The 18537-nt window shown below is 34.5% G+C and carries 16 protein-coding genes and 1 tRNA gene; 6 read left to right on the plus strand and 11 right to left on the minus strand.

Going from position 1 to position 18537, the window contains the following annotated elements; translation table 11 throughout:
* Positions 1 to 122: 122 nt before the first annotated feature.
* The 10 genes from ftsZ to bshC all read right to left on the minus strand — a co-directional run bounded on the left by ftsZ (position 123) and on the right by bshC (position 11967).
* Positions 123 to 1292, minus strand: coding sequence for a cell division protein FtsZ (gene ftsZ / locus SHYC_RS08270; protein ID WP_039646188.1), 1170 nt, complete (start codon positions 1290 to 1292; stop codon positions 123 to 125).
* Positions 1293 to 1321: 29 nt separating this feature from the next.
* Positions 1322 to 2761 carry a cell division protein FtsA gene (gene ftsA, locus SHYC_RS08275; RefSeq protein ID WP_039646190.1) on the minus strand — a complete coding sequence of 480 codons (1440 nt, stop codon included), beginning with the start codon at positions 2759 to 2761 and terminating at the stop codon, positions 1322 to 1324.
* A 107-nt stretch (positions 2762 to 2868) separates the two neighbouring features.
* Complete coding sequence (locus SHYC_RS08280; RefSeq protein WP_039646192.1) at positions 2869 to 3756, minus strand: cell division protein FtsQ/DivIB; 888 nt, start codon at positions 3754 to 3756, stop codon at positions 2869 to 2871.
* A gap of 14 nt (positions 3757 to 3770) precedes the next feature.
* Positions 3771 to 5120 carry a UDP-N-acetylmuramoyl-L-alanine--D-glutamate ligase gene (murD, locus tag SHYC_RS08285; protein ID WP_039646194.1) on the minus strand — a complete coding sequence of 450 codons (1350 nt, stop codon included), beginning with the start codon at positions 5118 to 5120 and terminating at the stop codon, positions 3771 to 3773.
* A complete protein-coding gene (gene mraY, locus SHYC_RS08290; protein ID WP_039646196.1) occupies positions 5121 to 6086 on the minus strand; it encodes a phospho-N-acetylmuramoyl-pentapeptide-transferase in 966 nt (321 codons plus the stop codon).
* Between the two features lie 164 nt (positions 6087 to 6250).
* Positions 6251 to 8392: a penicillin-binding protein gene (locus SHYC_RS08295; protein ID WP_039646198.1), complete on the minus strand. Its 2142-nt coding sequence runs from the start codon at positions 8390 to 8392 to the stop codon at positions 6251 to 6253.
* Complete coding sequence (ftsL, locus tag SHYC_RS08300; RefSeq protein ID WP_039646200.1) at positions 8373 to 8792, minus strand: cell division protein FtsL; 420 nt, start codon at positions 8790 to 8792, stop codon at positions 8373 to 8375. The genes SHYC_RS08295 and ftsL overlap by 20 nt, the downstream gene beginning before the upstream one ends.
* A 17-nt stretch (positions 8793 to 8809) precedes the next feature.
* Positions 8810 to 9745, minus strand: coding sequence for a 16S rRNA (cytosine(1402)-N(4))-methyltransferase RsmH (gene rsmH / locus SHYC_RS08305; RefSeq protein ID WP_039646202.1), 936 nt, complete (start codon positions 9743 to 9745; stop codon positions 8810 to 8812).
* Between the two features lie 31 nt (positions 9746 to 9776).
* On the minus strand, positions 9777 to 10208 hold the full coding sequence (gene mraZ / locus SHYC_RS08310; RefSeq protein WP_039646204.1) for a division/cell wall cluster transcriptional repressor MraZ: 432 nt from the start codon (positions 10206 to 10208) through the stop codon (positions 9777 to 9779).
* A gap of 145 nt (positions 10209 to 10353) precedes the next feature.
* A complete protein-coding gene (gene bshC / locus SHYC_RS08315) occupies positions 10354 to 11967 on the minus strand; it encodes a bacillithiol biosynthesis cysteine-adding enzyme BshC (protein WP_039646206.1) in 1614 nt (537 codons plus the stop codon).
* Positions 11968 to 12385: 418 nt separating this feature from the next.
* Here bshC and SHYC_RS08320 point away from each other — a divergent pair, with 418 nt between their 5' ends.
* Positions 12386 to 12835, plus strand: coding sequence for an N-acetyltransferase (locus tag SHYC_RS08320; protein ID WP_039646208.1), 450 nt, complete (start codon positions 12386 to 12388; stop codon positions 12833 to 12835).
* A 97-nt stretch (positions 12836 to 12932) separates the two neighbouring features.
* Here the strand turns inward: SHYC_RS08320 and SHYC_RS08325 are convergent, their stop codons facing one another.
* Complete coding sequence (locus SHYC_RS08325) at positions 12933 to 13067, minus strand: beta-class phenol-soluble modulin (protein ID WP_039646210.1); 135 nt, start codon at positions 13065 to 13067, stop codon at positions 12933 to 12935.
* Between the two features lie 539 nt (positions 13068 to 13606).
* On the opposite strand from SHYC_RS08325, the gene SHYC_RS12635 reads away from it, so the two are divergent.
* The 5 genes from SHYC_RS12635 (at position 13607) to SHYC_RS08345 (ending at position 18262) form a co-directional block, all read left to right on the plus strand.
* Entirely contained in the window at positions 13607 to 13681 is a 75-nt protein-coding gene (locus SHYC_RS12635) for an alpha-1/alpha-2 family phenol-soluble modulin (protein WP_103346173.1), read from the plus strand.
* A 200-nt stretch (positions 13682 to 13881) separates the two neighbouring features.
* Entirely contained in the window at positions 13882 to 15186 is a 1305-nt protein-coding gene (locus tag SHYC_RS08330; RefSeq protein ID WP_039646212.1) for a TrkH family potassium uptake protein, read from the plus strand.
* A 646-nt stretch (positions 15187 to 15832) separates the two neighbouring features.
* On the plus strand, positions 15833 to 16045 hold the full coding sequence (locus SHYC_RS08335; protein ID WP_039646215.1) for a hypothetical protein: 213 nt from the start codon (positions 15833 to 15835) through the stop codon (positions 16043 to 16045).
* A 173-nt stretch (positions 16046 to 16218) separates the two neighbouring features.
* Positions 16219 to 16292: transfer RNA gene (locus SHYC_RS08340), tRNA-Arg, on the plus strand.
* 1610 nt (positions 16293 to 17902) lie between these two features.
* Positions 17903 to 18262 (plus strand): complement inhibitor SCIN family protein, encoded by a 360-nt coding sequence (locus SHYC_RS08345; protein WP_039646217.1) that lies wholly within the window; start codon positions 17903 to 17905, stop codon positions 18260 to 18262.
* The last annotated feature ends 275 nt before the right edge of the window (positions 18263 to 18537 follow it).

The following is an 18537-nucleotide window of genomic DNA, read 5'->3' on the forward strand; positions in this document are numbered from 1 at the left end:
AATAGTCACCTTTGCCCTAGCAATCACCTATCTACTATTTGAGCATGTATTTATCAAAAACGTCATCAATGCGACTCATGCTCTTATATGTCATCTCTTCTAATGATGATAATTAAAGTGGATTAACGACGTGTTCTTCTTGAACGACGTTCTTCTCTATTGCGAATGAAGCTTGGAATGTCATCATCATTCGTACTATGAACTCGACCATTTTCTTGCTCTCTATCGTCGTGTGATGAAGCATGGGCACCGCCAAAGCTCGTTTCTCTGCTTGGTGTACTTTGTGCACTGCTTCCAAAACCAGTAGTACTTTGTTGTTTACGTGCTTGTGAAGATGGTTTGTCTTCAAAACCAGTAGCAATTACTGTAACAACGATTTCATCTTGTAATTCAGGATTAATCACAGTACCAAAAATCATATTTACATCTTCATCTGCAGCATCTTGAACAATGTCAGCTGCTTCTTGTGCTTCAAATAATGACAACGATTCGCCACCTGTAATGTTCATAAGTACACCTTGTGCGCCAACAATTGACGTTTCAAGTAATGGGGAAGAAATTGCTTTTTTCGCTGCTTCAACCGCTCTATTTTCTCCTGAAGATACACCAATACCCATAAGTGCAGAACCTTGATTTGACATAATTGTTTTTACGTCAGCAAAGTCTAAGTTCACTTCACCTGATACAGCGATTAAATCAGAAATACCTTGAACACCTTGACGTAAAACGTTGTCAGCTTCTTTAAATGCTTCCATCATAGGTGTAGATTTATCAACGATATCGAGTAATCGATCGTTAGGAATTACGATTAATGTATCAACTGCAGCTTTCATAGATTCAACACCTGCAGCTGCTTGTGTTTGACGTTTACGTCCTTCAAAGCTGAAAGGTCGTGTTACAACACCAACAGTAAGTGCGCCCATTTCTTTAGCAATTTTGGCTACAACTGGTGCTGCACCTGTACCAGTACCGCCACCCATACCAGCAGTAACGAATACCATGTCTGCACCTTGAATTGCATCTTCAATTTGTTCACGTGATTCTTCAGCAGCTTTTTTACCAATCTCAGGATTAGCACCCGCACCTAAACCACGTGTTAACTTTTCACCAATTTGAATTTTTGATTCAGCTTTAGATAAGTTTAAAGCTTGTCCATCTGTATTAATTGCAATAAATTCAACATTATTCATTCCATGATCAATCATTCGGTTAACGGCATTATTACCGCCACCACCGACACCAATGACTTTAAGTGTCGCCAAATGATTAAATCCTTGTTCAAATTCTAACATTTACAATTCCTCCTAATCTTTGTAGCCAATTACTCAAATAATGATCTCATAATTTTTTTGAACTTACTTTCTTCTTGTTGATGTGGTTCACCATTAACATATCTTTCATCACGTTCAGTTTCAAGTTCATAATTATCATATTTTTCATATCTTTCATTGTCATGATAACCTGCATCATGATTTGTCCGTTCTGTTTCCATTCTGTCGTCCGAGTGTTTCTTGTTTTTCTTTTTAAAGAAGCCATCAAAACCACCCATTCGAGATTCGTGTCGTGGTGTTTCATCTACGATAACTTCTTCTTCAATTTCCTCGTCATCATGATTATTAATTGTAACATAATCCAATAATTCATCAAAAGCAATACTACTAGAAATTGTGGAAATTGCTGAAGAAAATTCCGGTTTACGTATACCCATTTGTGAAGGTGTGTGAATACGTACTTTTTCACTCACCATATCCGTTAATAACTCTTTTACACCTAACAAGTTTGCTGAACCGCCTGTAACGACAAATCCACCGTTGACTTTCGTGAGTTGCAGTTCTTGTAAAACATCAAACACTTCAAAGAAAATATCTTCAACACGTGCTTCAATGACATCCGCAAGTTCTTTTTGAGTAAACTGTGCTGGTGTTTCACTATCAAGCTGTTCCACTGAGAAAACATCTTGATCTGAAGCTGAATCGTAAAATGCATGTCCATATTGTTGCTTAATTTTTTCAGCAGTGTCGTATGTAGTATTTAAAAATTGTTGGATATCTTCGGTGATATGTCTTCCTGCCATCGTTACAACATCAGCATCAACAAGTTCTCCACGTTCATAAAAAGCTATTTGTGTTAAATCTTCACCGATATCTATCACACAAGCCCCTAATTCTCTTTCAGTAGGCGTTAAAATAGAACGATAGTTGTATGCGTCTGAGTAAACATCTAAAACATCTACACCGCTTGCCTCTACACACTTAATCATGTTAATCAATAACGTTTGTGGCACAGCAATCACGCCTGCATCTACTTCTAAAGAGTGTCTTGCAACAAGTTCTTTAGGATCTGTTACCTCATTGTTCCCATCCACTACAAATTTCAATGGGAACGTGTTGATAACCTCTGTATTCGGTTCAACATTTTTCTCACGGATGCCTTCTAAAACATTTTCAATATGAGTTCCTTTGATTTCGGTATCTTCATGAAATTCTAATGCGTTAGATTCATCAAAAACCTCTGTTCCTACAATCGGCAATTTAAGGAAGACTTCTTTAATATCTACACCTGATGCAATGGATGCTTTTTTAATCGTATCTTTAATTGCCTGCTTGGCAATATCAAAATCATCAATCAATCCATTTTTAATGCCACTCGTGTAGGTTTGCCCTGTACCTATCACATTAATACCATTATGAAATTTTTCACCAACGATTACCTTAACGCTTGATGAGCCTATATCTACGCTCACATAATAATGCTCTTCCATAGATAGGCACCTCCTGACATAATTCTTATTCACACTATAAACAGTTTACAATAACACACTTTCAATGTGAACTATAAACACGCTGTTTTTAAAACTTTTTTGACTTTTTATTCTTTTTCGTTCTCTTTAATTTTATTTAATGCTTTTTGTAAATCATCTTTTGCTTTATCCTCAGTAGCAGTACCCGATTGAAGCTCTTGTGAACTTGCCGATCCATTATCATGATTCTTTTCATTCGCATAAGGAATAAATGTTGCACCTACTGATAAATCAATATAACCTGATTTTTTTAATTTTCCAGATTCGTCTTTTTCTAATGCTTGCGACATACTTGGATAATATTCTAATTTTTTAGCAATGGTTGTTGTTTTTCCTAACACTTCAATCCCATCTCTCATATATAGTCTTATGAGATTAGGTTGATCTTTCTCGGGTGCATAATTGATTTCTGAAATTTGTGCACGTGTCGTTTGATCCATTTTCTGTAATGCTTCTACCATTTTACGTTTTTCTGATCCTTTAAATCCATTTAAAAACGGCACTTCATTAGGCACAGTTCCTTTAAAATCTTTTAACACTTTCCCAGTTTCTATAATGGGCACAATTTTATCTTTTTCTTGAGTTACCCCAACGATATCATGTTCATGAACATCGACAATGATTGCGTTGGGAAAGGCTTTATGAATTTCGATGGATTGAATGAGCGGATTTTTTTCTAATCGCTCTATGGCAGCTTTTGAGTCATATGAATATATTCTAGGTTGATTATTAATTTGCAATTCTTTTTTGATATCATTTTTGGATACAAAATGTGTCCCGTTTACTTCAGCATCATGCACCTTACTTACCGGTGTAAACATAAACAATGCAATACATACAACAATGATAACTAAACCTAATACTAAATTAAGTTGAAATCGACGTCTTTTAATTAATTGTTTGCGTCGTTTTTCTTTAATATATTCATTATCTATTTTTCTAACAGGTTCACTCATTTATGTCACACCCTTTAATGTGATGGTAAATGTTTACGAAACGCATTGATAAACACTTCACCACGTTGCTCAAATGTGTCATATTGATCCCAGCTTGCACACGCTGGAGATAACAACACAACGTCATTAGGCTCGATAATGTTTTGAACTAAGTCAACTGCTTCAGCTACATCTTTCGCTGTTAAAACATATTTACCTTGGCTTTCACCTAGCTTAACAAATTTATTTTGGGTCTCTCCAAACGTAATCATAACACGAACATTCGACATATAAGGAATGAGCTCATCAAACTGATTCCCCCTATCAAGACCTCCGCACAACCATATAATTGGTTGTTTAAAAGAATTCAACGCAAATTGTGTCGCTAACGTATTTGTTGCTTTTGAATCATTGTAATATTTATTGGTTTTATTGTTACCGATATATTGAAGACGGTGTTCAATTCCTGAAAATGTAGTTAATGATTGGATAATCGCAGTCATTGAGATTCCTGCTAATATTGCCGCCATCATCGCCGCTAATATATTTTCTAAATTATGTTCACCAGGTAACACAATATCATCTAAGTGAATAAGATGGATACCTTTATAAACAATATAATCATTTTCGACATAAATACCATCAACAGGTTGTTGTGTAGAAAAATAAATAATCTTTGATTTTACTTTTGATGTATCAATTAAATGCCTTTGATGATAATTAAAAATTAAATAATCACTTTCAGTTTGATTTTCAAATATACGTTTTTTAGCATTTTGATAATTCTCTAAATTCTCATGATAATCTAAATGTGCTGAATATATGTTCGTAATAATGGCGATGTGTGGTCGATACTTTTCAATACCTAAAAGTTGGAAAGAGGAAAGTTCCGTCACCAAATATTCATCTGCTCGTACTTCTTGTGCTACTTTCGAAGCCACATAGCCTATATTCCCTGCAAGATGCCCTGTTTCACGACTTTTACTAAACATATCACCTATAAGTGAGGTCACTGTCGTTTTACCATTTGTACCGGTAATCCCTATGATTGGTGCTTCAGACACTAAATAACTCAATTCAACTTCAGTTAAAATTTTTAACCCTCGTTTTGCAGCTTCTTCTAAAATTGAAATTGTATATGGTATTCCTGGATTTTTAAATATGATTGGTGATTCGTCTAACAATGCAATTGGATGCGAGCCACTCACCACTTTTATGCCCATCGCTTCTAAATCATGGGCATGCGCATCGCGCGTTAAATCTTTACCGTCATTAACAGTAACGTCTGCCCCAAGTAAATGTAATAATTTTGCACATTCATAACCACTTTTCGCTAACCCAATGACAAGTACTTTTTTCCCTTTTAAACCTGTATAATTTAACAATTAGCTCACTCCAATCCATAAGCCAATAAGGCCAGAAATTAAACCTACTGTCCAAAATACGCCTACAACTTTCCACTCACTCCATCCTACAAGTTCAAAATGATGATGTAATGGACTCATTTTAAATACACGTTTACCTGTTAATTTAAAAGAAGTGACTTGAATCATAACTGATAACGTTTCAAGCACAAACACAAGCCCAATAAAAAGTAAAGATAGCTCTTGATTCAACATGATTGAGATTGTCGCAAAAATACCACCTAAAGCTAAACTTCCAGTATCCCCCATAAAAACTCTGGCCGGATTAATATTATATGGTAAAAATCCTGCTAAAGCTGCAACCATAATAATACAAAATAGACCTATAGCTGGTTGTGCTAAAACAAAACTCATTATCGCATACATTGAAAATCCTATAATCGATAATCCAGTTGCTAAACCATCCAATCCGTCTGTTAAATTAACAGCGTTAGAAAAACCTACTTGCCAAAATATGATAAAGATGACGTATGCAAATGATAGCGGAATGCTTAAATCGGTGAATGGTAAATTAATGTTTGTTGAAAAATCAAATGCATTCATTCCTTTTGCTACAATAAAAAATATTACTGCTATAACAATTTGCGCTATAAACTTTTGTTTACTTGTCAATCCTTGGTTGTTTTTCTTTACTACAATAATATAATCATCGATAAAACCTATTAAACCAAAGCCTAATGTGACAAATACCAATAACAACAATGGACTAGCAGTATCCACAAAAACAGTCGCAATTAGTGTCGTTACAATGGCACTAATTAAAAACGTTAAACCTCCCATCGTTGGTGTTCCCGTTTTCTTCATATGACTTTCAGGTCCTTCTTCACGAATGCTTTGTCCAAATTTCATTCTTTTTAATGTCGGAATCAAAACTGGTACCAACACGGCCGTAATGATAAAAGCGATTATTGCAAAAATAAAACTCATAGTCGTTCTCCTTTTTTATTCAAACATGATTAATTTTACTAATAATATGTAATTGGAGGTGAAACAGAAGTCAAACTTTCATTTGAACTCATTGCTCCACCCCCAAGTGTTAACGTGATGTCTACAATAATTGAAGTGTCACAATAAGCATGGTATAGATCAAACTACTGTGATTTTAATTCCACTTCAATGTCTTGTTTTTTATTGATAGCAGCATGTGGTGAGATGGATTGTGATTTTACAAAACCACTTCCTGTCACTTTCACTTTAATACCTGTAAGTGATTCAAAAGCGATTAAATCGTCTCTAGTCCACCCTGTCATATCTGGCATTGTAAGGTCACCATCAGTCATAATGAGGACGTTACTGTTTGGCAGTAACTTTACATTTCGATCTGGGCTTTGACTCACGACTTTATCACCATTACCAATGATAACAGGATTAAATGATTTCCCTTTTAACGTATCCTCAGCTCTTTGTTTAGACTGATTGGTAACGTCAGGTACTTCATTTAGTTTACCATTATTTTTCACTTCTTCGTTACCTACATTTAAATATTGCAATGTGTTTTGCATGATTGGTACAAATGCACGGCTGACACCCATTTCATAAGCTTCTTGGTCACGTTTTTGCGCAAGGCTCATACCTGCATATACTACGATTCTAGGGTCTTTACTTGGCGCATGGCCTATAAAACTCACAAAGTATGGGTTCGCACCTTTGACGTACCCTCCATTTTTTTCATCAGCAACTTGGGCCGTCCCTGTTTTACCACCAATACGATAACCATCTACGCGATAATTTTTCGCATTACTTTTTTCACTGTTCACAACTTCATCAAGTTGTTTCTTAACTTTTTCAGCAGTGTCATTTGTAATCGGTTTTCCTGTTTCTTTACGCTCACCCTTATAAAATGTTTTGTCTTCAACTGGATTCATTATGGATTGGATGAAATAAGGTTGAAGCATTGTTCCTTTATTGAAAAAAGCGGATTGTGCTTGGAGCATTTGTGCTGGCGTGACAGTTGTTGATTGTCCAAAAGCAGACGTTTTTTGCATCAATTCATTATCCCATGCAATATGGCCGCTAGCCTCTCCGTCGAACAAACTACCGGTTGCTTTACCAAAACCAAATTTTTCATACCACGCTTTCATTTTATCCGCACCGACTAAATCTTGAAGTTTCATCATTAAAGTGTTGGAAGAATATGTGAAACCAAGCCCCATATCAATTTCTCCCCAACCTTTTTTATTCCAGTCGTAAATACGAGAACCTTGAATATCTCTATATCCAGATTCATATTTCTTTTTAGGATCAAATTCACCTTCTTGAATGGCTGCAGCTAATCCGTAACTTTTGAATGTAGAACCTGGTTCGTATGTGTTTTGATATAAATCATTCGCCCATTTTTTTCCAAACCCTTCTCCTGTTTCTGGGTTGAATGTAGGACGTTGGCTAAATGCTAAAACTTCACCTGTTTTAGCATCCATCACTACCGCAAAGAGGTCTTTTGGCTCGTAACGTTTCACCATATTATCTAATGCTTCTTCGACAAACACTTGAATATTAGAGTCGATGGTTAAATGTACATCATCTCCACGTTCAGGAGCAACTTCACTTTTAGAATTAGGTGTAATATACCCCCATATGTCTGTAGTAAAAGAAGAATGACCCTTTTTACCAGTTAAATAACTATCAAATATCTTCTCTACGCCGAGCGCACCTTTAAGTTCACCTGAATCTGGATCTTTTTGCGCTAGCCCAATTAAATGAGATGCAAAATTACCATTAGGGTAAAAACGTTGCACCTCCGGATACAATGTAATCCCTGGTAAATTCATTTTTTCAATCTTATCTTTATCTTGATACGTTAATCCTTTACCTGCTTTTCCAAACTCCACTTGAAACGCTTTTTTGTTGTCTAAACGTTTTTCAATATCCTTTTCAGGCATATCAATGACTTTAGCTAATTTTTTTGCAGTTTCTTTCTTATCTTTAACGTGCCGCGGTTTTTTAGAGTCTTTACTAGCTTTTGGATCTAACACAGCTGCTAACCTAAAACGGTCAACATCTTCAGCTAAAACTTTTCCATTTCTGTCGAAGATTTTACCCCTTTCAGCATGCTCTTCAAGTTTAGCTAAATATTTATGATTGGCTTTTACAATTAGATCCTCTCCTGAGGAATGACCAGTTAACATTACGAAACTATATCTCAAAACCAATAGAAAAAAGAGCAGTCCAAAAAAGCTAATAAGGAGGACTGCTCCCAGTTTATTTTTTTTAATCTTAATTTTGCGTTTCGGCATTTTTACGCACTACCTTTACATTGTCATTCTTAAGACTCATACCCTGTTGTTGGGCTTTATCATAGATGCGTTTATATGATGCGTTTTGTTTTGTTTCTGCTTCTAATGCACTATTTTGACTCGTTTGCTTTTCAATTTTTTGATTTAAATCTGCTATCTTTCCATTCGTATCATATGCATCCATTTTCAACGATAGCATATAGATACTCAATACGGCAATGATAGTTATCAACGATATGTATAACATTTTCTCAAATCTCGTTAAACCAACGACTACCGTTTTTTTGACTTGCGATTGACGTGTTTTCGTATGTGGTCTCGTTTGAGGTTGAGGATTAGGTCTTACTTGCGGTTGTGCATCTGCATGGTGATATGGTTCGTATACTCTTTCTACTGCCATCTAATTGTTTCGCCCCTTTATTTCAATATTTCAGCCACTCTAAGCTTTGCGCTTCTAGCACGGTTATTTTCTTCCAAATCCGAATCACTTGCGACAATTGGTTTGCGATTCACACGTTTTAATTTCGGTGTGTACGCTTCTGGTACAACTGGTAATCCCCTAGGAACATCCGGTCCTTTTTCATACTCCTGAAACATTTGTTTACATAAACGATCTTCCAACGAATGAAAGGTTATGACAGAAATACGTCCGTTTATTTTCACATGATCAATTGCTTGCTCAAGCGAATCTTCAAAAGCTGATAACTCATCATTAACTGCAATTCGTATCGCTTGGAACACACGCTTAGCCGGGTGTCCTCCCTTGCGTCTTGCCTTTGCAGGTATACCTTCCTTAATGAGTTCAACAAGCTCTAATGTTGTTTCAATAGGTTGAATTTGTCGTTTAGATTCAATCTTACGGGCGATTTGCTTAGAAAACTTTTCCTCTCCATAACGGAAAAATATTTTAACCAAATCCTCGTAAGGCCACTCATTTACAACTTCATACGCAGAAAGTGACTGTGTTTGATCCATCCTCATATCTAACCTAGCATCATGATGATAGCTAAAGCCGCGTTCTGGAATATCAAGTTGTGGGCTTGATACACCTAAGTCATATAAAATGCCATCCACTTTTTCGATATGTAGTTCATTTAACACTGCTGCTAAATTCCTAAAGTTATTATGCACAAATGTTACTTTGTGAAGTTCATTTTTCAATTTTTCTTTTGCATTGTTAATTGCTGTCATGTCTTGATCAATTGCGATTAATTTCCCGTTGTCAGACAACTGACTCAGTAAATATGCAGAGTGTCCTGCGCCACCTAACGTGCAATCAACGTAGACACCATCTTCTTTAATATTCAATTGGTCTACCGTTTCCTTTAATAACACGCTAATATGATGAAACACATCGAGCCCTCCATTTTCACTTCACAGCTTTTTAAAAATCAAAATCAATTAAATCTTCTGCTATTTCTTCAAAACTGTCTTCAGATTCTTCATAAAAATCATTCCATGTTTGACGATCCCAAATTTCAATACGATTTGAAACACCAATCACCGTACAGTCTTTGTCAAGATTTGCGTATTCACGCAATTTAGCAGGGATATTAATTCTACCTTGCTTGTCGATTTCCACTTCTATCGCACCAGAGAAGAACATACGCATGAATTTTCTAGCGTCTTTTTTTGTCATAGGTAAGGTTTTCATTTTCTCTTCAATGTTTTGCCATTCATCGAGTGTGTAACCAAACAAGCATTTATCAAGGCCTCGAGTGATAATAAAACGCTCATTGAGGTCATAACGAAACTTGGACGGTACGATCATACGTCCTTTTGCATCAAGTTTGTTTTCAAATTCGCCCATGAACATCCTATTTCACCTCACCTTATTTATAATTTACCACATCTCCCCACTATCCTCCACTAATTCTGTAAAAATGTCCAAATTTTATCAAATTAGACACAAAAAAGAGAGGCTTGAATAACTTCAAACCTCTCTTAAACCGTTGATATTATCATGTTTCTATAACAATTTGATTGAATGTGTAATCGAGTGGAGGGAAAGTGGAGGACGTGTACATATCCCACCCAAAAATATTTAAAAATTGGAATGGATTAAGGACACGTTCTTGTAATCCGCCCATCGGATGGAGCATCGATGTTAACTGATGGAAATGTCGCATACTAATATCATTTTCTTTTTCGATATTTCTTAAATAGCGTTGTTTTAAATACTCGTATTGCTGGCGTTGAATCTTATGATTTTTCTCCAATAAATTTTGGTTATCTACCGTATGAGACATCTCTTGAGATAACTTTTCATAAAATAATTGTTGAGATTCCATCATATGGTTAATTTCATTCAACACAGTTTCGGACGCATTTGCGCGTACAAACCTATCTTTAGCATCCGTTGCTCCTTTTTCAATTACTTCACGTACGTTCAATTTATATTGATTTAATAATTTTTTTGTTTTAGGGGTCACATAAGTAAGTCTCAAACGCGGCAGTACAATTGGCATTTTAATGTGTAACGTTTGAAACACCCTATGCAGCTCAGCCCAATACTTGATTTCACTCGGTCCACCTACAAAGGCAACAGTGTTAAACAACCACTCTTGCATTAATGGGCGCGTGACCACATTATTAGAAAACCGTCCTGGCGCTTCGTCGATAAGATCGAATAACGCCTCTTTTGAATAATGTCCTTCAAATTTAGTCGTCGTATAGCCCCCATTTTCATAATGAAGCAATTGTCGTTGACCCTCGATTTCTAAAAATAAATGTACATTCGTATCGGTCTCAATCATTTTAGGGATGCCACTCGCTGTTGTTTTCTCTTGACCTTGCCTGAACGCTTGGTCGACCTTCATGTGGTTTGACAGCAAGGTTTTCATAAATGGACGTTCTAATGCTCTTAAAGGCGGATAACTTGCATCAATGACTAAAATGCCTTGTTCACGAAAACATCGATGAATGATTTGTTTAAATAACGTTGACCAATGGGTCGTGTGACTCACCATTTCTTTTAACTCACGAATTAACCCCTTCGTATAATAGGTTTCAGGAATTTCTCGAAAGTACGCTTCAATAACATTTAAAAGTGCATCCATATCAGGTTCATATTGAGATACTGATGATTCTGGAGGTGTCATTGTATGAAATTTAACTTTTTTAATTTGTCCACTTTCTTCATTATATACATACGTATGATTCACTTCGTCAAAATCATGATCTTCCCCTGCAATCCAAAATACTGGAACGACGGGTTGGTCATATATTTTTGAAAGTTCCTCAGATTTAACAATAATTGACAACACTTTATGGAATGTATATAAGGGACCACTCAGTAGTCCTGCTTGTTGACCACCAATGACAACTTTAGCTCCCTGTGCCAATTGATCTAACGCATATACTTGTGCTTCAGACAGAGATAAATCAGACATGTATTGTCGAATAATTTGTGCTAATTGTTGCTCTCTGCCATTATTCGATTGTGCCATGCGCACGGCATAACTTTCCTCTTTATTGGGATCGAAATCATAATACTGAATCAAATTATGATTGTGATTAGTATATTGAGATATAAATTGATCCTTCTCATTCACTATGACTTTATAACAATCCATGCTACGTCTCCTTAAATCGTATTCTCTAACAGTATAAGCATTATGCAAGGCGATGACAATTTAACGGCTTATGTTTACTACAGTTAGGCACCTTTGTTGTAAAACGATATCAATTTTATTACAACTACGCATTACCAAATATGACTTACGCATAATTACACATTTATGTTTACTCTATCGTTACAGTAAGAGTGGAGGTGATTCAGATGGGAATCATAATCGAACTAATTAAACAAATTATCGCTATCTTCACATCAGGTGGAAAACAACCCATTCAAAAATAATTAAAAACCAACTATCTATTCTTTCTCACGGATCAACAGGGTGAAACGCATCACGTTTCACCCTGTTGATTTTATTTTCATTACGTAAATAAATAAGTTATAATTAAAATAATAAATATAAGGGGGTCGTTTTGATGACAAAGGTGGTACATCTCGATATTAACTATCGTACAGAGGAACTTTTCGAAGAATTTAGAAATTTCGGAAATAAAGACCTCTACATGGTCGATGAATTGCACGGTGAAATGATTGATGCAAGTTCAGATTCTCCATTTTATGGAATCTATGTCGGTGAAAAAATCGGGGCGCGCATGGCACTTTATCGTAAAGGGGAAGTTGAAGAAACATATTTTCCAGATTATGACGACTATTTAGTCGTGTGGAAATTGGAAGTATTAAAAAAATACCAAGGCAAAGGCTACGGCACAACTTTGTTAGAATACGCAAAGTCTTTTAATGAACCTATAAAGGCCATTGCCCGCTTTGAATCAAAATCATTCTTTATTGAGAATGGATTTAAAGATTTAAATGCTAAAAATGACGATGGGCATGATATATTAATTTGGGATCCAAAGCATTCATAAACATTAATTATAATACCCCTTGCAAGGTAATATCTTTTACCAAGCAAGGGGTATTTTTAAACATATTTTCATTTAACAAGTTATATTTTTTGATGGCTTAACCGCCAATTAAACCAGAGATGACATTAATTCCTTTTGCTAAAATATCTGCAATTCCAGTTCCAAGAGATACCCAATCATGATTCATACCTGCTTGAATCGTATCTTTAATCACATTAATTAATTCTGACATAAAACGCCACTCCTTTATTTATAGATTATCCAAAACAAAATTACGATTGATTAAATCGTGCTTTGTTTTGTTACTCACACTATAACGTCTTTTATTATTCAGTTGCATCGTAGTTCTAAAGTCATGATATTTCATCCTTAACTGTTTAACACATCTGTCTAAAAAGACGTTTAAGATGCCTACACGTCTTGTAATTTACATTACATTTACGCCCTTTTCATATCTCTTTACAAACCGCCCCCTTCTACTTACCATTAAAATTTATATTTCATCTCACATTAACGTCTCATCATAAATTGCTTCATAAAAAATTGAGATACTTGCTAAATATAGAAATTCACAGATGATTTTGTGTGAATGTTTCAAGCCTTATCAAACTATACACAACAGTTACGTGCGTATTTTCATGCCTAAGTGTTTAGAAGATACTTTTATCAAAACAGTTATGCACCAATAACATCAACACAGGGAATTTAGCACTTTTTGATCACTGCTGCTTTTATAATAAAGATGTAATTAAATAAGAGGAGGTTATCATTATGATCTGGACTGATATCATTCTTGGCATTATTAAATTAATCAAAGGCTTAGTAGACACTTTCACTAAAAAGTAATCACATTAAAAAGCGCGTGTATCTTACCGATACTCGCGCTTTTTAATGTGCCCCCTCATTTCTATCTCATTCACACTACACTTTCAATACTACATGCACGACCCTTATTTACACCTTAAAAATCAATCTTCTAATTAAATAATACTTGCTTATCATAATAATCATGGTATGATATTTCCAAAAAGAACCGAGGGCGTATCATGCATAGTAAAAAACAACCAATATTAATCTATTTGACATTGTTTTTATCAACGACTTTGATAGGGAGTATATTATTGTATTTACCTTGGACTGGTCAAAAACCAATATCGTTTTTAGATGCTATGTATATTGCGACAAGTGCATTTACAGTGACTGGACTAGCCACCGTAGATATTACAAAACAATTTAACTTATTAGGCGACATTGTTATTATGACACTCATTCAAATTGGTGGTATGGGGATTGTGACTGTGTCGATGTTGGCTTTAAAATTCACACAAAAGTCACTTACTGTTAGAGAAAATATACTCTTTCAACTTGAGTTGAATACTGAAGATGCTCGAAACTATACTTTTTTTCTCAAATCAATCTTACTATTTAATGTCGTATTCGAAGGTTTAGGAACCTTTATACTATCATTTGTATTTGTGCCACAATACGGATGGGATCGCGGCATTTTTATTAGCTTATTCACGTCAATTTCATCACTTAATAACGCTGGATTTTCATTGTTCTCTGATAATTTAATCTCATATGCAACCAACCCTATCGTCAATTTAACCGTTGCGCTATTAATTATCTTTGGTGGTCTAGGGTATATTGTTTTGTTAGACTTAGTAACATTGAAACGCGGCAGACGCTTACAATTTCATTCAAAAATCACAATCTTGTTAACCATTTTGTTAATTACCGTCGGTGCATTCTGTTTTTGGATATTAGAAATGAACGGGGTATTAAAGTCTATGACTTTACCGCAACAGATTCAAGCCTCACTTTTCCAATCTATTACAACACGTACTGCCGGATTTAATACCGTTGATATGTCGCACCTCGCTCCTGGGACCATGTTATTGATGATGCTTTTGATGTTTATCGGCGCGGGTCCAATGAGTGCAGCAGGTGGGATAAAAGTAACAACCTTTGCATTAGTGATTGCATTCGTCATTACGATTTTAAAAGGGCATCAACACACACAAATTTTCAATCGCACCATTGTAAGAAAACAAATGGAAAAAGCACTAGCGATTGCTATTTCTGCAAGTGGCTTTGTCATTTTAATCATTTTACTCATTTCTATTGCACAACCCAATTTAAACTTTGAAGACTTAGCATTTGAAGTCGTTTCAGCTTTTGGTACTGTTGGATTGTCAACCGGTATTTCAACAGAATACAACGGAATCTGTAAAATGCTGATTATTTTAACAATGATTGCTGGTAAAATTGGTGTATTAACATTATTGAGCGTCATACAAACACCAACAAGAGAAACATTCCATTATGCCAAAGGACAACTTTATTTATAATTTTTTTACAGTAGTTGAGATATCGATTAAAAATGATGTTTTAAATTTGTCATATTTTTCATCATTAAGAATAAATTTAATAATAAAGATAAAAACCATCCAACATTGTTCATGTACACTGTTGGATGGTTTTGAATATTAGGAGTGCTCAGGCACATGAACTTTGTTGGTTGTAGTTATATATCAATTCAGTCTATATGAGAAGAAGAATGGTGAATTAAAACATCACATTGATTGCTTCCTTAGCCGAGATTTCTAAGGCAATAAGTCGAAACCGTAAATCCATTTTGAGGTAAGGCACCTAGAAAAGCGAGGCGCTAGAAGCAATTAAAATTGAAATGATTTATTCCATAGCCCGGTGTAGCTTTATAGTGATTAAGATTGAATTCAAATTCATTAGAAGACTTGAAGTCTACTTTTTATAACGTGGTCGCCTTACAACATCTTTAAAGTTCATACATGCCAAAATTTATGCGAATCGTTTCACATTTTGAGGTGTCATTATTACACATTACACAAAATATTATTTGGCGGTATCTATCGTTAATTTACTGATTTTAATCATGTTTGAAATGACATTTGTGCGTTTAATAACATTAAAACATGATATGCTTAATACATTAGCTATGTATAGAAGGTGAACACGATGCTCATTTTATTATTTCTCACATCTATTTCAGGTACACTTTGTATCTTATTATTCATTGCACTTGCGCTAAATCAACAAGGCGGATTTGAATTTTTTTGGAAAACAGACCACATCCCTCACATTCATAAATATGTCTTTTTACTTTTTAGTGTCGGTGTCATTTTGCTTATCATTTCGGTATATCAACTCCTTTATATTTTAAAAGCATAGACATACCTTTAATTCCATTTATAAAGATAAGCTATATTTATCGTCACGCCACTCCCTATATTCCATTAAATGTTGTAATATTTTTTCGAATGGTGTCAAAAGAAAATAAATTTTTTAAAGCTAATATTGATTTATCGCTTTAGATTAGCTATAATTAACCTTGTGTTAAAAATGTCCTGGTAGCTCAGCTGGATAGAGCAATGGCCTTCTAAGCCATCGGTCGGGGGTTCGAATCCCTCCCAGGACGCTAAAAGATTTTCTGTACATCGCTCCCATCTTACCAACTTAGATGGGAGCTTTTTTTAATCCAAATAAACAAAACTTTTTTGGCACGTGATTGATACGTACAATTTAAAAAGCGACCATTATTTTGGTCGCTTTATCATATCTTTTTCTATATTAATAATAATATATGTTTTTTCATACACATGTGCATTAGATACATAGATCTAACACGGGTTCACTTCCCTTCCATACCTATTTTGCATACTGTACTGTTGAATAGCATTTACTTTTAAAATGACTTCGTTCAACACACTTAGCATATTTAATTGAACTATTATTATCATGATTCTACAGTACACTTTTATATTTCTTTAGGCATGTAATAAACAATTTATTATAGCATATTATATAATCACCTTTAATACATTGCTCCGCTCTTTTCATCCACTTTACATCAGGTGTACACTTACGTTTTAAAACATAAAAACCGCAACCTTAAAGGCTACGGTTCATCGATAGAAGTGCTTACTTCTAGCAAGAGATAGTATTATATATCCATATCCTTAACATTTTAAACATACTTTTAATATAATTTTGATAAAATTCATTCTCTTGTAATTAGACACGAAAGCGTCCTAACGCTATTTTATTATTACTGCTATTTATCCTAATTTCTATGGCAAACATCAGGTAGCAAGCTTTTGTGCTTTATGATATCGTTCGTAAGTAAACGTAATCAGTATAAATACAAGTCACAACACAAGTGATGATAGAATGAAAAACTGTGTATTGTCAGTCTTATTGATAAGACATGAGTGTTAATAAAATTCAAACAAAATCCAAATCGAAACTTGCAAAGAACAGGTATTGGCTAACCTACTTGATGTATAATTTACACATTGAATTTCCCACATTTGTGAACTTGTTATTCATGTACCGTAAGCTAAAACAGACCATTGGACTGAAAGCATTAGCATAGATCGTATATGTGTCATTGCGCACATAATTGTTGAGTCAAAAGTCAAAAGCAAAAAGCAAAGACATCACTAATAAAAAAAACAACATAAACGATTTATTGAATATTTTATCGTAATCCATCATCACTCCTCACTACTAAATTTAAAATTTTAATTTAGTAGTGATACACCCACTGAAATGCGTATACTCCTTTTTAAATCACACATACTTTAACATGCTCTCTATAAAATACGTTACGATGACTATCACATCGTTACCTTGTATAATTCACAAAAACCATCTGATTTATATAAAATTGGTCTATATTATTGTAAATGCCTATAACAAACTACACTTATTTGACAGAGACTAGCTCGATACTCGTTTTTCTTATAAACGCAAAAAATACCGCAACCATCAGGTTACAGTATTTAAACGCGACTCGAATAAAGTGATTATTTGAGCTCATATACTTTACCTCTTTCAATGCACCTTCAAACATACCTTTTCTACAAATTCTAATGCGCTTGATTTTCACAATTCAAGGCAGTGTTTTTTTACACTTAATTGTTAAAGATTAATTAATATAGAATTAATGTTTTCGTATAAAATTATCATTTATAATGAATTTGTAAGCAAAATCAAATCAACAAGACAAAAGGAGTTTATTCATCAATGAACATGAAATCACTTATTATTACAGGGTTTGCTGCTACAATGTTAGCAACTTCAGCTTTTTCAACTGTGGGGGCAGGCGATGCACAAGCAAATACTGAAGCGAAAGTTAATACAACTAATGAGTATCTTAACAAGCAAATGGAAAAGGAATTAAAAGAATTATACGATAAAATAAATGTTAAACTTTTATCATCTGTAAGCCAACCTACGTATTTCAAACGTGAATTATCAGCTGCAAAATTTAAAGCTAGAATAGCGTTAAAAAAGAAAAACTATAGTCTAATGGCCCAATCAAAAGGTGAATTAGAAAGACTTTACGATCAGTTAGCACGCACAATGTACCCTGATAACTACTAAATTTAAATACTTTTTTGACCTTTAAAATGGAATCAAAAAAAACAACGCTTGTTAAATGTTTAGCAAGCGTTGTTTTTTTTGCAGAGAACGTATACAAAATTGTATTAACAACGTTCCACCCCTCATTTAAACAGTGTGCAATTTTTATTGACATGACAATCACATACTATTTATGCTATTGTGGAATCGATATAATTATTTTTTATAAATGATTTTGAGAAGCAGGACAGCGTATCGTTTTAGTAGGTCATCTTATTGAAAAATTACATATCAGA

It is taken from the genome of Staphylococcus hyicus (assembly GCF_000816085.1).
GTDB lineage: Bacteria > Bacillota > Bacilli > Staphylococcales > Staphylococcaceae > Staphylococcus > Staphylococcus hyicus.

What these genes read in the sequence shown, in the direction of transcription:
- SHYC_RS08335 (WP_039646215.1), top strand. Translation starts at nt 15,833, where the DNA reads ATGCTCATTTTATTATTTCTCACATCTATTTCAGGTACACTTTGTATC.
- SHYC_RS08325 (WP_039646210.1), bottom strand. Translation starts at nt 13,067, where the DNA reads ATGTCAGAATTAATTAATGTGATTAAAGATACGATTCAAGCAGGTATG.
- SHYC_RS08320 (WP_039646208.1), top strand. Translation starts at nt 12,386, where the DNA reads ATGACAAAGGTGGTACATCTCGATATTAACTATCGTACAGAGGAACTT.
- ftsZ (WP_039646188.1), bottom strand. Translation starts at nt 1,292, where the DNA reads ATGTTAGAATTTGAACAAGGATTTAATCATTTGGCGACACTTAAAGTC.
- SHYC_RS08345 (WP_039646217.1), top strand. Translation starts at nt 17,903, where the DNA reads ATGAACATGAAATCACTTATTATTACAGGGTTTGCTGCTACAATGTTA.
- mraZ (WP_039646204.1), bottom strand. Translation starts at nt 10,208, where the DNA reads ATGTTCATGGGCGAATTTGAAAACAAACTTGATGCAAAAGGACGTATG.
- SHYC_RS08280 (WP_039646192.1), bottom strand. Translation starts at nt 3,756, where the DNA reads ATGAGTGAACCTGTTAGAAAAATAGATAATGAATATATTAAAGAAAAA.
- ftsA (WP_039646190.1), bottom strand. Translation starts at nt 2,761, where the DNA reads ATGGAAGAGCATTATTATGTGAGCGTAGATATAGGCTCATCAAGCGTT.
- bshC (WP_039646206.1), bottom strand. Translation starts at nt 11,967, where the DNA reads ATGGATTGTTATAAAGTCATAGTGAATGAGAAGGATCAATTTATATCT.
- ftsL (WP_039646200.1), bottom strand. Translation starts at nt 8,792, where the DNA reads ATGGCAGTAGAAAGAGTATACGAACCATATCACCATGCAGATGCACAA.
- mraY (WP_039646196.1), bottom strand. Translation starts at nt 6,086, where the DNA reads ATGAGTTTTATTTTTGCAATAATCGCTTTTATCATTACGGCCGTGTTG.
- SHYC_RS08330 (WP_039646212.1), top strand. Translation starts at nt 13,882, where the DNA reads ATGCATAGTAAAAAACAACCAATATTAATCTATTTGACATTGTTTTTA.
- SHYC_RS08295 (WP_039646198.1), bottom strand. Translation starts at nt 8,392, where the DNA reads ATGCCGAAACGCAAAATTAAGATTAAAAAAAATAAACTGGGAGCAGTC.